Genomic DNA, 14,264 nt, shown 5'->3' with positions numbered 1-14,264 from the left:
GGGACGTCCAGGACGACGCTGCCGTCGGGGACCCCTCCCAGCGCCATCGGGACGACCTCGTCGAGGTCTATCTCGCGGATCAGGGGGGTGACGGTTCCGGTCTGGAGGCGGGACATGTCCAGCAGGTTCCCCACCAGGTGATCCAGCCGGTCGGCGCCGTTCTCGATGCCTTCGAGCAGCTCGGCCCGGTCCTCCTCGGACCACTCGACGTCGTCCGAGCGCAGGGAGGTGACCGACGCCTTGATCCCGGCCAGCGGGGTCCGCAGGTCGTGGCTGACCGCCGCGAGCAGGGCCGTACGGATCCGGTTGCCCTCCGCCAGGGCCCGGGCGTGCTCCGCTTCCCCCACCAGCCGCTGCCGGTCCAGCACCACCGCCGCCTGCGCGGCGAAGGCCGCCAGGACCCGGCGGTCCTCGGCCGGCAGCATCCGCCCCGACAGCGCCAGCGCCATGTGGTCCCCCACCGGCATGTCCACGTCGGCGGCCTCGGGGCGGTCCACGGGAGCCGGACCGACGCTGCCCGCGCGGGTCCAGGGCTCGACGTCGCCGCCGCGCTCCAGGAGGGCGACGGACTCCATGGCGAAGGTCTCCCGTACCCGCTCCAGCAAGGCGTCCAGGGTGGTCTCCCCGCGCAGGACACTGCCCGCGAGGAACGACAGGATCTCGGACTCCGCCCGCAACCGGGCGGCCTGGTGGGTACGGCGGGCCGCCAGGTCCACCACCGACGCGACGGCCACGGCGACCGCGAAGAAGATCGTGATGGCGACGAGGTTCTTGGGGTCCTGGATGGTGAGGGTGTGGGTGGGCGGGGTGAAGTAGAAGTTCAGCAGCAGGGTGCTCACGGCGGCGGAGGCGAGGGCGGGCCGCAGGCCGCCGAGCAGCGCGGACAGCACGGTCAGGAAGAGGAAGAGCAGGACGTCGTTGGCGAGACCGAGCGTGTCGTGGAGGGCCGTGAGCAGCAGGGAGAGCAGGACGGGCGCGACCACCCCGACCAGCCAGCCCCAGATGATCCGCTGGCGCCCCAGCCGGGCGCCGCGCGCCACCGGCAGCCCGCGCCCCTTGGCCACCTCTTCGTGCGTGACGATGTGGACGTCGAGGTCGGGCCCCGACTCCCGGGCGACGGTCGTGCCGACGCCGGGACCGAACACGTACTGCCAGGTCTTGCGGCGGCTGGAGCCCAGCACGATCTGGGTGGCGTTGACGCCTCGGGCGAATTCGAGCAGCGCAGAGGGGATGTCGTCGCCGATGACGTGGTGGAAAGTGCCGCCGAGGTCTTCCACGAGGGTGCGCTGGACGGTCAGTTCCTTGGGCGACACGGCGGTGAGGCCGTCGCTGCGCGCTATGTAGACGGCGAGCACCTCGCCGCCCGCGCCCTTCTCGGCGAGGCGGGCCGCGCGGCGGATGAGCGTACGGCCCTCCGGGCCGCCGGTCACGCCCACGACGATGCGCTCGCGGGCCTGCCAGGTCGAGCGGATGTTGTGCTCGCCCCGGTACTCCTGGAGGTATTCGTCCACCCGGTCGGCCACCCAGAGCAGCGCCAGCTCACGCAGCGCCGTCAGGTTCCCCGGCCGGAAGTAGTGGGAGAGGGCAGCGTCGACCTTGTCGGGTTTGTACACGTTCCCGTGGGCCATGCGGCGGCGCAGGGCCTGGGGCGACATGTCGACGAGCTCGATCTGGTCGGCCCGCCGCACCACCTCGTCCGGGACGGTCTCCCGCTGCCGTACGCCCGTTATGGACTCGACCACGTCGCCGAGTGATTCCAGGTGCTGGATGTTGACGGTGGAGACGACGTCGATGCCGGCCCTGAGCAGTTCCTCGATGTCCTGCCAGCGTTTTTCGTTGCGGGAGCCGGGGACGTTCGTGTGGGCCATCTCGTCCACGAGCGCGACGGAGGGGTGGCGGGCCAGGACGGCGTCCACGTCCATCTCGGTGAAGAGCGTCCCCCGGTACTCCAGCTCCCGGCGCGGGACCTCTTCGAGGCCGTGCAGCATGACTTCCGTACGGGACCGGCCGTGGTGCTCGACGAAGCCGACGACGCAGTCCGTACCGCGCTCGACCCGGCGGTGGGCCTCGGAGAGCATCGCGTACGTCTTGCCGACCCCGGGCGCCGCACCCAGATAGATCCTCAGCTTGCCGCGTCCCATGGCCCCATTGTCGTCTTCCGTACGCTCCGGCGCGTCCGGCCCGCGGTGGTCGCCGCGGGCCGGACGGTCCTGAGGATGTCCCGGCGCGGTCAGCCGGCCAGTTCTTTCAGGGCGGAGTTCAGGGCGAGGACGTTCACCGTGGGCTCGCCGATGAAGCCGAGCGCGCGCCCTTCGGTGTGGTCCTCCACCAGCCGGCCGACCTGTGCGGCGGTGAGGTGGTTGCGCTCCGCCACCCGGTTCACCTGGAGCGCGGCGTAAGCCGGTGAGATGTCCGGGTCGAGGCCCGAGCCGGAGGAGGTCACCGCGTCGGGCGGCACCTCGGAGGGTTTGACCGGGTGGCCGGGGACGGAGTTGTCCTTCACCACGGCGGCCTTGGCGTCCTTGACCCACTGGATCAGCTCTTCGTTGTCGCCGGACCGGTTGGTCGCCCCGGACAGGATCAGCTTGTACTGGGTGTTGACCGAGTTGGCGCCCAGGCCGTTGGAGGGGCGCGGCTGGAACCACTTGAGGTCCGGCGCGGGGGTCTCCTGGCCCTTCTTCAGCGGCAGGTCGTAGCGCTGGCCGATGAGCGAGGAGCCGACGACCCGGCCGTCCGAGGTCACCTCGGAGCCGTTCGCCCGGTGGGGGAAGAGGCCCTGGGCGACGCCGGTGACGGCCAGCGGGTAGATCACGCCGCACAGGACGGTGAGGACGATGAGGGCGCGCAGGGCGGCCCCGAGGAGCCGTGCGCCGCCGCTTGCGGAGCTGTTCATGAGAGACATGCCGTTCACCCGATGCCGGGGATGAGGGAGAGGAGCAGGTCGATGATCTTGATCCCGACGAACGGGGCGATCAGGCCGCCGAGGCCGTAGATCCCCAGGTTTCTCCTGAGCATCCGGTCGGCGCTGGTCGGCCGGTAGCGCACGCCCCGCAGGGCGAGCGGCACCAGCGCCACGATGACCAGCGCGTTGAAGACGACGGCGGAGAGGATCGCGGACTCGGGCGAGGACAGGTCCATGATGTTGAGCCGGTCCAGGCTGGGGTACGCGACCGCGAACATCGCGGGGATGATCGCGAAGTACTTCGCGACGTCGTTGGCGATGGAGAAGGTCGTGAGCGCGCCGCGGGTGATGAGCAGCTGTTTGCCGATCTCCACGATCTCGATGAGCTTGGTGGGGTTGGAGTCGAGGTCCACCATGTTCCCGGCCTCCTTGGCGGCCGAGGTGCCGGTGTTCATGGCCACGCCCACGTCCGCCTGCGCCAGGGCCGGGGCGTCGTTCGTGCCGTCGCCGGTCATGGCGACGAGCTTGCCGCCGGCCTGTTCCCGCTTGATGAGGGCCATCTTGTCCTCGGGGGTGGCCTCGGCGAGGAAGTCGTCGACCCCCGCCTCCTCGGCGATGGCCCGTGCGGTCAGGGGGTTGTCGCCCGTGATCATGACGGTTTTGATGCCCATGCGGCGCAGCTCGGCGAATCGTTCCCGCATGCCCTCCTTGACAACGTCCTTGAGGTGGATCACCCCGAGGACGCGGGCGCCCGCGCCGTCCTCCACGGCGACCAGCAGCGGGGTGCCGCCGGCCGTGGAGATCCGCTCGGTGAGCGTCCTGGCCTCGGTGGAGGCCACGCCGCCGCTCTGCTCGACCCAGGCGACGACCGAGCCGGTCGCGCCCTTGCGGATACGGCGGGTGGCGCCGTGCTCCGTGAGGTCGACGCCGGACATCCGGGTCTGGGCGGTGAAGGCGACCCACTCGGCGCCGGCCAGTTCGCCCCGGCCGCGCTCGCGGAGCCCGTACCGCTCCTTGGCGAGGACCACCACGGACCGGCCCTCGGGGGTCTCGTCGGCCAGCGAGGAGAGCTGGGCCGCGTCCGCGAGTTCGGCGGCCGTCACTCCGGCGACCGGGACGAACTCGGCGGCCTGCCGGTTGCCGAGGGTGATGGTGCCGGTCTTGTCCAGCAGGAGCGTGGAGACGTCTCCCGCGGCCTCGACGGCCCGGCCCGACATGGCGAGCACGTTGCGCTGCACCAGCCGGTCCATGCCGGCGATGCCGATCGCCGAGAGCAGGGCGCCGATGGTGGTCGGGATGAGGCAGACCAGCAGGGCGGTCAGCACGATCAGGGACTGGCCGGCGCCCGCGTAGACGGCGAACGGCTGGAGGGTGACGACGGCGATCAGGAAGACGATCGTGAGGGACGCGAGCAGGATGTTCAGCGCGATCTCGTTGGGTGTCTTCTGCCGGGCCGCTCCCTCGACCAGCTTGATCATGCGGTCGATGAAGGTCTCGCCGGGCTTGGTCGTGATCTTGATGACGACCCGGTCGGAGAGAACCTTCGTACCGCCGGTGACGGCCGACCGGTCGCCCCCGGACTCGCGGATGACGGGCGCGGACTCACCGGTGATGGCGGACTCGTCCACGGAGGCGACCCCCGCGACGACGTCCCCGTCACCGGGGATGATGTCGCCGGCCTCGCAGACGACCAGGTCACCGATGCGCAGCTCGGTGCCGGGCACCCGCTCCTCGGCGCGGCTCGCGGGGTTCTTCTCCACGAGCCTGCGGGCGACGGTCTCGGTCTTGGCCCGGCGCAGGGTGTCCGCCTGCGCCTTGCCGCGGCCCTCGGCGACGGCCTCCGCCAGGTTGGCGAAGATCGTGGTCAGCCAGAGCCAGGCGGCGATGGCCCAGCCGAACCAGTCCCCGGGGTGGGTGAGGGCCAGGACGGTGGTGAGGACGGAGCCCACCTCGACCACGAACATCACGGGCGACTTGACCATCACCCTCGGGTCGAGCTTGCGCATCGCCTCGGGGAAGGACGTGATCAGCTGCTTGGGATCGAACAGACCCCCGCCGACGCGGCCGTCCCCCGGGCCGTGGCCGCCGGGGATGTCGCTGTGCGGCGCACGGGTCGGAGTGACAGTGGACATCGGATCCTCGTGCTCGGGACGGACGCTCATGACCCCAGCCCCTCGGCCAGCGGGCCCAGGGCCAGCGCCGGGAAGTAGGTCAGAGCGGTGACGATCAGGATCGTGCCGACGAGCAGCCCGACGAAGAGCGGCTTGTGGGTACGGAGGGTGCCCAGCGTCTCGGGCACCGGTTTCTGTTCGGCGAGCGAACCGGCCAGGGCGAGGATGAACACCATGGGGAGGAAGCGGCCGAGCAGCATGACGATGCCGAGGGTGGTGTTGAACCACTGGGTGTCGGCGTTGAGCCCGGCGAACGCCGAGCCGTTGTTGTTGGCCGCCGAGGTGTACGCGTACAGGATCTCGGAGAAGCCGTGGGCGCCGGAGTTGGTCATGGAGTGGCCCGGGGTGGGCAGGGCCATGGCCACGGCGGTGAAGCTCAGGACCAGCGCCGGGGTGATCAGGATGTAGAGCGCGGCGAACTTGATCTCGCGGGTGCCGATCTTCTTGCCCAGGTACTCGGGCGTCCTGCCGACCATCAGCCCGGCGAGGAAGACCGCGATGAGCGCCATGATCAGGATCCCGTAGAGGCCGGAGCCGACCCCGCCCGGCGCCACCTCGCCCAGTTGCATGCCGAGCAGGGCGATGCCGCCGCCGTAGCCGGTGAACGAGGAGAGGAAGGCGTTGACCGCGCCGGTGGAGGTGAGGGTGGTGGCCACCGCGAAGATCGACGAGCCGCCGACCCCGAAGCGGGTCTCCTTGCCCTCCAGGGCGCCGCCCGCGTCCTGGAACGCGGTTCCGCCGTGGTGGAACTCCGTCCACAGCATCAGGGCGGTGAACCCGATCCAGATCACCACCATGGCGGCGAGGATCGCGTACCCCTGCTTGACGCTGCCGACCATCCGGCCGAAGGCGCGGGTCAGGGCGAACGGGATGAGCAGGATCAGGAAGATCTCGAAGAGGTTGGAGATCCCGTTGGGGTTCTCGAAGGGGTGGGCGGAGTTGGCGTTGAAGTAGCCGCCGCCGTTGGTGCCCAGCTCCTTGATGGCCTCCTGGGAGGCGACGGCGCCGCCGTTCCACTGCTGGGAACCACCGGTGAACTGGCCGACCTCGTGGATGCCCGCGAAGTTCTGGATCGCGCCGCAGGCCACCAGGACGATCGCGCCGACGACGGCGATCGGCAGCAGGATCCGTACGGTGCCGCGCACCAGGTCCGACCAGAAGTTGCCCAGCTCACCGGTGCGGGAGCGGGCGAAGCCCCGTACCAGCGCGACCGCGACGGCCATGCCGACGGCGGCCGAGAGGAAGTTCTGGACGGCGAGGCCGCCGGTCTGTACGACGTGGCCCATGGCCTGTTCGCCGTAGTACGACTGCCAGTTGGTGTTGGAGACGAAGGACGCGGCGGTGTTGAACGCCTGGTCCGGGTCGATGGAGGAGAAGCCGAGCGAGCCGGGCAGTCCGCCCTGGACCCGCTGGAGCAGGTAGAGGAAGAGGACGCTCACCGCGGAGAAGGCGAGGACGCCGCGCAGATAGGCGGGCCAGCGCATCTCGGTGGTGGGGTCGGCGCCGATGATCCGGTAGACGGCCTTCTCGACCCTGAGGTGCTTGGACGAGCTGTAGACGCCTGCCATGTAGTCGCCGAGGGGGCGGTAGGCGAGGCCGAGGGCGACGGCGAGCGCGACCACCTGGAGCACGCCGGCGGGGACGGGACCCATCACTCAGAACCTCTCCGGGAAGAGGAGGGCGAGGACGAGATAGCCCAGCAGGGCGGCGGCCACGACCAGGCCGGCGATGTTCTCGGCGGTCATAGCTTCGCGACCCCCTTGGCGATGAGGGCCACCAGCGCGAAGACCGCGATCGTGGTGACGACGAAGGCCACGTCGGCCATCGTGTGCTCCTAGATGATTTCCGGGAAATGTGACTTCCTGAGGAAACCTCCTGTGATGAGCGGTCCCGCGGTTGTTGACGGCTCCCATACGTCCCCGGGCGCCGGCTTGACGGACTCCTTACGGACGCGCCCGTGATTCCCGGGGATGACCCCGGGAAAGGCACCGGAAAGGCACCGGAAAGGCCGGTGGGCCGCACCCCGGGGAAGGGGTGCGGCCCACCGGCCACACGTGGAGAGAGCTGGTACGGCGGAGGTCAGCGCACCTCGGTGATCTCGGGACCGCGCTGGAGCGAGCCCATGCCACCGGAGAAGCGGGACCCTTCCTGCTCCTCCTGCTGGACACCCTCGGCGACCATCTGCGCGTCGTCGGGCAGCTTGAGGACGATCGGGTCACGCGGCGCCATCGGTCCGTCACCGCGCACGACGACGGTGTCCCGGAAGATCTGCTCCAGGAGGCCCGCCGCCTGGGGCTGGACGGCGCCCTGGCCGGAGATCACCCCGCGCAGGAACCAGCGGGGGCCGTCGACGCCGATGAAGCGCACGAGCTGGATGCCGCCGGTGCCGTCCGGCAGCTGTACGGGCACCTGGGCGCGCAGCTCCCAGCCGAGGGGGCCCTCGACCTCGTCGATGACGCCGCCCTGCTGGGTGATGCCGGAGGCGATCTCCTCGCGTACCTCGCCCCAGATGCCTTCCTTCTTGGGCGCGGCAAAGGCCTGGAGCTGGACCGCGCTGTCGCGCAGGACGATGGTGGCGGCGACGATCGCGTCACCGGCCACCTCGACGCGCAGCTCCATGCCGTCGACCCCGGGCACGAAGATGCCGCCCAGGTCCACGCGGCCCTCGTCGGGCTTCGAGACCTCCGAGATGTCCCAGGGGCCGTCGGGGCGGGGGGCCGGGGGAAGATTCACCCGGCGGGAGCCCGACGCGGCCTCGCCGGCGTCCACCTCGGCGTCGGCGCCGTCGACGAACTGCTCGGCCTCGCCCGCCGCGTCCGCCGCGTCCTCTGCGGAACCACTCTTCTTGCGACCGAACACGTTACTGTCCTTCCCGGTCTGATACGACCGAAGCGTATCGATTCCCACCCTGTGCGCCGCCCACGGAGGCGTGGCCCCCGGTGGACCCGAAGCCCCCTTCGGCCCGCGCGGACCCGGGAAGCTCCGCCACCTCGTGGAAGCGCACCTTCTCGACCTGCTGGACGACCAATTGGGCAATCCTGTCGAATCGTTCGAACCGCACACCCTCGCGCGGATCGAGATTGACCAGGATCACCTTGATCTCTCCACGGTACCCGGCATCCACCGTCCCTGGGGCATTCACCAGGGCGACACCGCAGCGGGCGGCGAGCCCCGAGCGCGGGTGCACGAAGGCCGCGTACCCGTCGGGCAGGGCGATCGACACCCCCGTCGGCAGCACGACCCGCTCACCCGGGGCCAGCTCGGCGGCCTCGGTGGTCACCAGATCGACCCCGGCGTCGCCGGGATGCCCGTAGGCGGGCAGCGGGACCTCGGGATCGACCCGGCGGATCAGTACGTCTACGGGGGGACGGCTCATGGGTTCACCTCGGCGGCGCGGGGGGCGCCCGGCGTGGTCCGCCGGTGGCGGAACAGCGGCGGCACGTTACTCACAGCCGCAGACCTTACCCGCGCGGTGGTCCCGGGACAGCACCGTGCCAAGCTTGCGCCCATGGAGCCATCCGCCACGCGCTACGACGAACGTCTCACCGCGCCCCGTTCCTGGTGGGCGATCGCCGCCCTCACCGGAATCGCGGGCGGTCTGATCCTGCTGCCTCTCGGGCCACTGCCGCTGCTGGGCGGAGTGATCGTCGCGGGGGCCTTCGCCGCCGTGCTGGTCAGCTCCTACGGGTCCGTACGGATCCGGGTCGTGGCGGACTCCCTCGTCGCGGGCGACGCCCGGATCCCTGTCACGGCGCTCGGCGAGGCCGAGGAGCTGGACGAGGAGGAGGCGCGTGCCTGGCGGCTGCACAAGGCCGATCCCCGGGCCTTCATGCTGCTCCGCAGCTATGTGCCGACCGCGCTGCGGGTCCAGGTCACGGACCCGGACGACGCGACCCCGTACCTCTATCTCTCCACCAGGAACCCGCGGGCGCTGGCGGCGGCGCTGGAAGCGGTACGGACGGGCTGAGCGCCCCCAGGACCGGGCGGCCGGCCCGGGACCCGGGGGGCCGGCTCAGAGCCCCAGCTCCTTGGGCAGCTCGGGCGGCAGTTCCTTGGGCCGCTCCAGCGGGGGCAGCTCGGGCAGCGCGTCCCAGGGCACCTGCCGGGAACGCAGGTCCTTGCGGACGCGCCCCGCGACCTTCTGGGTGTCACGGCGGTTCATCATCGCACCGACCGCGGCGCCGATCATGAACGGGACCAGGTTCGGCAGGCTGCGGACGGTGCGCTTCATGATCTGCTGGCGCAGTTCGCGCTTCATCCGGCCGCTCAGCGCGCTGTTGATCGTCGACGGACGCGTGACGTCGACGCCGCGCTCCTCCGTCCACGCGGTCAGATAGGCGACGGCGCGCTCCTTGGTCGTGCCGGGCGGGCGCTGTCCGTAGACCTCGTGGAGCTCCGCGATGAGCTTGAGCTCGATCGCGGCGACGGCGGTGATCTCCGCCGCCAGCTCGGCGGGCATCGCGGGCGGCACGGGCAGCATCGCCGCCGCGCCGATGCCCGCGCCCACCGTCGAACTGCTGTTCGCGGCGCCCGCGATCAGCTTGTCGGCCAGTTCCTCGGGTCCGAGACCCGGGAACTGGCGGCGAAGCGTCGCCAGATCGCGGACCGGGACCCGAGGAGCGTTCTCGATGATCCGGTCGGCGAGATGGCCGAGCGCCGCCTTGGCGCCCACGCCTCCTTTGCGTACTCCCCGTGTGACGGCCGCCAGGCGCCGGCCCTTGGTCCTGGGGCCGTCGTGGTCGTCCTGGGCCGCTTCGAGCGAGACCCGGGGGTCTCGCTCGTCGTCGTCGTGGTCCGGAAGGGGCACGAGAGCGGCGTGCTCGGCGGGAGGCTGAGGGCCTCCTGCCGGGCCTGAGCCGCTCTCAAACGCCTTCGGTGGACCCGCAGGGCCGAAGCGCCGTTTCCAAGACGGTGAGTCGCCTGTCACGGCCGGCCCTCCCTAGTCGCAGTCGCGGCAGATGGGCTGACCGTTCTTCTCCCTGGCCAACTGGCTGCGGTGGTGCACCAGGAAGCAGCTCATGCAGGTGAACTCGTCGGCCTGACGGGGCAGCACACGGACGGAAAGCTCCTCGTTGGAGAGATCCGCGCCGGGCAGCTCCAGGCCTTCAGCCTGCTCGAACTCGTCGACGTCGACCGCCGAGGTCGACTTGTCGTTCCGACGGGCCTTCAGTTCCTCAAGGCTGTCCTGATCGACGTCGTCATCGGTCTTGCGTGGGGTGTCGTAATCCGTTGCCATGTCGCTCTCCCCCTCTGGGTTTCTGTGGTGTCTCCAGCGCACGTAACGCGTGAGAGGCCGGACTTGTGCCCGACCTGAGGCGGAGATTTTGCCTCACATCAAGGTCTGTTACTCAATCGACACCCAATCGCACTCCTGCTGAGTGATCGACTGCGGGTGGCGAAGGGGACCGTACACGGTCCTGAGGTCGTGCTACACGGGCGCCACCCCGTGTACTTCCCGTGATCCGGGGCCCTGGAAACCCGGACTTTACCGGCTTTCCGAAGGTGGCTTGATCACAGAGAGTGGATGGGCGTGAATTCGACCCTGTGATCGATCACACATCCCCCAACCGGGCAGGGGCCCCGAAAATTCCGCGCAAAGCGAACAAAAGCCAGCCTCGTCCGGAATGCCGCGAGCAGCATCTCAGACCGGGAGGGTGACCCGCATCACGAGGCCACCGCCCTCGCGGGGCTCCGCGATGATACGGCCGCCGTGGGCCCGGGCCACGGACCGGGCGATCGACAGGCCGAGGCCCACGCCCTTGTCGCTGCCGGTCCTTTCGGTACGGAGCCGGCGGAACGGCTCGAAGAGATTGTCGATCTCGTACGCGGGAACGACCGGCCCGGTGTTCGACACCACCAGGACCGCCTGGCCCGGCTCCAGCGCGGTCGTGACCTCCACCCAGCCGTCCTCCGCCACGTTGTACCGCACGGCGTTCTGGACCAGGTTCAGCGCGATCCGCTCCAGCAGGACGCCGTTGCCCTGGACGACCGCGGGCGCCCGCTCGCCCCGGATGACGACGTTCTTCTCCTGGGCCTCGCCGAGGGTCTGGTCGACCGCGCGCGTGGCCACCTCGGCGAGATCGACCGGTTTTCGCTCCACGAGCTGGTTGTCGCTGCGGGCGAGCAGCAGCAGGCCCTCCACCAGCTGCTCGCTGCGCTCGTTCGTCGCCAGCAACGTCTTGCCGAGCTGCTGGAGTTCACTGGGCGCGCCCGGGTCCGAGAGGTGGACCTCAAGCAGGGTCCGGTTGATCGCCAGGGGCGTACGCAACTCGTGGGAGGCGTTCGCGACGAAGCGCTGCTGCGCCGTGAAGGCACGCTCCAGCCGCTCCAGCATCTCGTCGAACGTGTCCGCGAGCTCCTTCAGCTCGTCGTCCGGGCCGTCCAGCTCGATCCGCCGGGAGAGGTCGGAGCCGACCACGCGGCGCGCGGTGCGGGTGATCCGGCCCAGCGGTGAGAGCACGCGGCCCGCCATCGCGTACCCGAAGGCGAACGCGATGATGCTCAAGCCCACCAGGGCGAACAGCGAGCGGGTGAGCAGGTCGTCGAGGGCCTGGGCGCGCTGGTGGTTGACGCAGCTGTTGATCGCCGCGTTGAACTCGTCCGGGGTGGGCCGGTCGTTGGGGAACGAACAGGTGTCGCTGCTCACCGACCCCGAGACGATCTTGAAGGGAAGGTTGCTGCCCACGTGCAGGGCCTGCGCCGCGAGCAGATAGATGATCGAGAGCAGCAGGATCCCGGCGATCAGGAACATCCCGCCGTACAGCAGCGTGAGACGTATACGGATCGTCGGACGCACCCACGGCAGCGTCTGGTCGGGCCGCCTGGGGTCCCAGGTCGGCTTCGGAGGTGCCGAGGGCGGCACCGGGTTGGTCGCCACCGGCGTCAGATCCGGTAGCCCGAACCGGGGACCGTGACGATCACGGGCGGTTCCGCCAGCTTGCGGCGCAGGGTCATGACCGTGACGCGCACGACGTTCGTGAACGGGTCCGTGTTCTCGTCCCACGCCTTCTCCAGCAGCTGCTCGGCCGAGACGACCGCGCCCTCGCTGCGCATCAGGACCTCCAGCACCGCGAACTCCTTGGGGGCGAGCTGGATCTCCTTGCCCTCCCGGAAGACCTCGCGGCGGTTCGGGTCGAGCTTGATCCCCGAGCGCTCCAGGACGGGCGGCAGCGGCACCGTCGTCCGCCGGCCGAGCGCGCGGACCCGGGCGGTCAGCTCGGTGAAGGCGAAGGGCTTGGGCAGATAGTCGTCCGCGCCCAGCTCCAGGCCCTCGACCCGGTCGCTGACGTCGCCCGAGGCGGTGAGCATCAGGACCCGGGTGGGCACCCCCAGCTCCACGATCCGGCGGCAGACGTCGTCGCCGTGCACCAGGGGGAGGTCGCGGTCGAGCACCACCACGTCGTAGTCGTTGACCCCGATCCGCTCCAGGGCGGCCGCGCCGTCGTACACGACGTCAACGGCCATGGCCTCCCGGCGCAGTCCGGTGGCCACCGCATCGGCGAGCAGCTGCTCGTCCTCGACGACGAGTACGCGCACGGCGCTGTTCCTTCCTCTGGTCGCCCGTCACCTGGGATCAGGGCAGGTCGTCGCACTGGGTGTGCGCCCCCATCCTGCCCGCTACGCCCGTAAACCGGCGGTAAGACGAGACCGGGCCCCTGCTGCCGCACGGCCGGGCGGCCTTCACCGGCCCCCACCGGGGACGACGGGAATACTCAGGATTCTTTGAAGAGTTGAGGTTTCTCGAAGACGGAGCCTGGGGAAAACGACTTCACATCCCGAGATCACGCCCTGTTTGTGGCATGTCAGGTCCCACAACTGCCCCCCAGAAGGCAGTGGGCGCGTGATCACCCGCCGTCGGCACACCCCCGTGCCATCGACCACGACGTCGGCACACCCCCGTGCCACTGACCCACGACGAGGGGGCGCAATGGACGCATTCACCGCAGGGCTGCTTCAGCGTATAAAGGCCACGGAAACCGATCTCACCCATGCCCGGGAAGCGGGAGACGACTTCCTCGCGGACGTCGAGCAGGAAGAGCTGGACGATCTGCGCCGGCTCGCCGCGGAACATGGCGTGGAGGTCGGCGCGGCCAGCGTCTGACCAGCCCGTACGACGAATACCGACGCATACCACTGATGAACACTTCTGAGAAAACACACGAACCACACGCATCACACGGATGAACACAACAGAGAACAGCCCCGGTGCCGAGGGGACGGCACCGGGGCTGTTCCGTGTGTCCGGGCGGCTCAGTCGTGCCAGGCGCCGTACTCCTCCAGCAGCGCCTGGAGCGGCTCGAAGACACCGGGCGGGGCGGCCACCGTCAGGTCCCACGCCGGCCGCTCGCCGGGCCGGCCGCCCGTGAGCGCGCCCGCCTCCCGCGCGATCAGGTCCCCGGCCGCCAGGTCCCACGGGTGCAGCCCACGCTCGTAGTAGCCGTCCAGGCGGCCCGCCGCCACGTCGCAGAGGTCGACGGCGGCCGAACCGCCGCGCCGGATGTCCCGCAGCCGCGGGATCAGCCGGTGGGCGATGTCCGCCTGGTGGGCGCGGACGGTGGTGACGTAGTTGAAGCCCGTCGACACCAGGGCGCGCTCCAGCGGCGGGGCCGGGCGGCAGCGGACCGGGCGGTCGTTCAGGAAGGCGCCGCCGCCGAGGACGGCCCGGAAGGTCTCGCGGCGCATCGGGATCTCCACCACGCCCACCAGCCGCTCCCCGTCGCGCTCGGCGGCGATGGAGACGGACCAGGTCGGCAGGCCGTAGAGGTAGTTCACCGTGCCGTCCAGCGGGTCGATGACCCAGCGGATGCCGCTGGTGCCCGCCGAGCTGGCGCCCTCCTCACCGAGGAAGCCGTCGTCGGGGCGGTGTTCGGTCAGGTAGCCGGTGATCAGCTTCTCGGCGGCGATGTCCATCTCGGTGACCACGTCGATGGGGCTGGACTTCGTCGCGGCGACGGCCAGGTCGTCGGGCCGGCCGTCGCGCAGGAGCGCTCCCGCCCGCCGGGCGGCCTCCAGGGCCAGGGCCAGCAGTTCACCCGTGAGGGGGTCGGGGGTCGGTGCGTCGGCGCGTACCTCGTGCGAGGGATCGTGCGGGGCGTCGTGCGGGGCGTCGGTCACAGCGGGCTCCTTCAGGCGTACGGACTGTCGGCGCCCGCGGCGGCGGGGCGCGGGGCCCGGGCCGGGCAGCAACCGAC

General features: G+C 70.6%; 14 protein-coding genes. 2 read left to right on the top strand and 12 right to left on the bottom strand.

Features of this window, described 5'->3' with window-relative positions:
* The 7 genes from GT042_RS33465 to dut all read right to left on the bottom strand — a co-directional run.
* Positions 1–2,141: DUF4118 domain-containing protein (locus GT042_RS33465; RefSeq protein WP_161312438.1), on the bottom strand; the 2,141-nt coding region annotated here is incomplete at its 3' end.
* An 89-nt stretch (positions 2,142–2,230) separates the two neighbouring features.
* Entirely contained in the window at positions 2,231–2,893 is a 663-nt protein-coding gene (locus GT042_RS33460) for a potassium-transporting ATPase subunit C (RefSeq protein ID WP_161312437.1), read from the bottom strand.
* A gap of 14 nt (positions 2,894–2,907) precedes the next feature.
* On the bottom strand, positions 2,908–5,064 hold the full coding sequence (gene kdpB, locus GT042_RS33455) for a potassium-transporting ATPase subunit KdpB (protein ID WP_237531452.1): 2,157 nt from the start codon (positions 5,062–5,064) through the stop codon (positions 2,908–2,910).
* Positions 5,061–6,725, bottom strand: coding sequence for a potassium-transporting ATPase subunit KdpA (gene kdpA, locus GT042_RS33450; RefSeq protein ID WP_161312436.1), 1,665 nt, complete (start codon positions 6,723–6,725; stop codon positions 5,061–5,063). The genes kdpB and kdpA overlap by 4 nt, the downstream gene beginning before the upstream one ends.
* A 3-nt stretch (positions 6,726–6,728) precedes the next feature.
* Positions 6,729–6,818 carry a K(+)-transporting ATPase subunit F gene (kdpF, locus tag GT042_RS33445; protein ID WP_161312435.1) on the bottom strand — a complete coding sequence of 30 codons (90 nt, stop codon included), beginning with the start codon at positions 6,816–6,818 and terminating at the stop codon, positions 6,729–6,731.
* Positions 6,819–7,152: 334 nt separating this feature from the next.
* Positions 7,153–7,932 (bottom strand): DUF3710 domain-containing protein, encoded by a 780-nt coding sequence (locus GT042_RS33440; protein WP_161312434.1) that lies wholly within the window; start codon positions 7,930–7,932, stop codon positions 7,153–7,155.
* 1 nt (position 7,933) lies between these two features.
* On the bottom strand, positions 7,934–8,449 hold the full coding sequence (gene dut / locus GT042_RS33435; protein WP_161312433.1) for a dUTP diphosphatase: 516 nt from the start codon (positions 8,447–8,449) through the stop codon (positions 7,934–7,936).
* Between the two features lie 132 nt (positions 8,450–8,581).
* Between dut and GT042_RS33430 the strand changes: the two genes are divergently transcribed.
* Positions 8,582–9,040 (top strand): DUF3093 domain-containing protein, encoded by a 459-nt coding sequence (locus GT042_RS33430; protein WP_161312432.1) that lies wholly within the window; start codon positions 8,582–8,584, stop codon positions 9,038–9,040.
* 45 nt (positions 9,041–9,085) lie between these two features.
* Here the strand turns inward: GT042_RS33430 and GT042_RS33425 are convergent, their stop codons facing one another.
* From GT042_RS33425 to GT042_RS33410, 4 genes are all read right to left on the bottom strand, one after another.
* A complete protein-coding gene (locus GT042_RS33425) occupies positions 9,086–10,000 on the bottom strand; it encodes a hypothetical protein (RefSeq protein ID WP_161312431.1) in 915 nt (304 codons plus the stop codon).
* Positions 10,001–10,012: 12 nt separating this feature from the next.
* Positions 10,013–10,309 carry a DUF4193 domain-containing protein gene (locus tag GT042_RS33420; RefSeq protein ID WP_030350183.1) on the bottom strand — a complete coding sequence of 99 codons (297 nt, stop codon included), beginning with the start codon at positions 10,307–10,309 and terminating at the stop codon, positions 10,013–10,015.
* Positions 10,310–10,714: 405 nt separating this feature from the next.
* Positions 10,715–11,950, bottom strand: coding sequence for a HAMP domain-containing sensor histidine kinase (locus tag GT042_RS33415; RefSeq protein WP_161312430.1), 1,236 nt, complete (start codon positions 11,948–11,950; stop codon positions 10,715–10,717).
* Positions 11,951–11,955: 5 nt separating this feature from the next.
* Entirely contained in the window at positions 11,956–12,609 is a 654-nt protein-coding gene (locus tag GT042_RS33410) for a response regulator transcription factor (RefSeq protein ID WP_161312429.1), read from the bottom strand.
* A gap of 391 nt (positions 12,610–13,000) precedes the next feature.
* On the opposite strand from GT042_RS33410, the gene GT042_RS38465 reads away from it, so the two are divergent.
* Entirely contained in the window at positions 13,001–13,174 is a 174-nt protein-coding gene (locus GT042_RS38465) for a hypothetical protein (protein WP_167025849.1), read from the top strand.
* 149 nt (positions 13,175–13,323) lie between these two features.
* Here the strand turns inward: GT042_RS38465 and GT042_RS33405 are convergent, their stop codons facing one another.
* Positions 13,324–14,100: an inositol monophosphatase family protein gene (locus GT042_RS33405; RefSeq protein ID WP_202534463.1), complete on the bottom strand. Its 777-nt coding sequence runs from the start codon at positions 14,098–14,100 to the stop codon at positions 13,324–13,326.
* Positions 14,101–14,264 lie beyond the last annotated feature (164 nt).

This window comes from Streptomyces sp. SID3212 (assembly GCF_009865405.1).
Taxonomy (GTDB): Bacteria; Actinomycetota; Actinomycetes; order Streptomycetales; family Streptomycetaceae; genus Streptomyces.
The sequence above is the reverse complement of the archived record's forward strand: the minus strand, read 5'-3'. Positions and strand labels throughout refer to the sequence as shown.

Excerpts from the sequence above, each read along its gene's own strand:
- GT042_RS33460 (WP_161312437.1), bottom strand. The coding sequence starts at position 2,893 with ATGAACAGCTCCGCAAGCGGCGGCGCACGGCTCCTCGGGGCCGCCCTG.
- kdpB (WP_237531452.1), bottom strand. The coding sequence starts at position 5,064 with ATGAGCGTCCGTCCCGAGCACGAGGATCCGATGTCCACTGTCACTCCG.
- kdpA (WP_161312436.1), bottom strand. The coding sequence starts at position 6,725 with ATGGGTCCCGTCCCCGCCGGCGTGCTCCAGGTGGTCGCGCTCGCCGTC.
- kdpF (WP_161312435.1), bottom strand. The coding sequence starts at position 6,818 with ATGACCGCCGAGAACATCGCCGGCCTGGTCGTGGCCGCCGCCCTGCTG.
- dut (WP_161312433.1), bottom strand. The coding sequence starts at position 8,449 with ATGAGCCGTCCCCCCGTAGACGTACTGATCCGCCGGGTCGATCCCGAG.
- GT042_RS33430 (WP_161312432.1), top strand. The coding sequence starts at position 8,582 with ATGGAGCCATCCGCCACGCGCTACGACGAACGTCTCACCGCGCCCCGT.
- GT042_RS33420 (WP_030350183.1), bottom strand. The coding sequence starts at position 10,309 with ATGGCAACGGATTACGACACCCCACGCAAGACCGATGACGACGTCGAT.
- GT042_RS38465 (WP_167025849.1), top strand. The coding sequence starts at position 13,001 with ATGGACGCATTCACCGCAGGGCTGCTTCAGCGTATAAAGGCCACGGAA.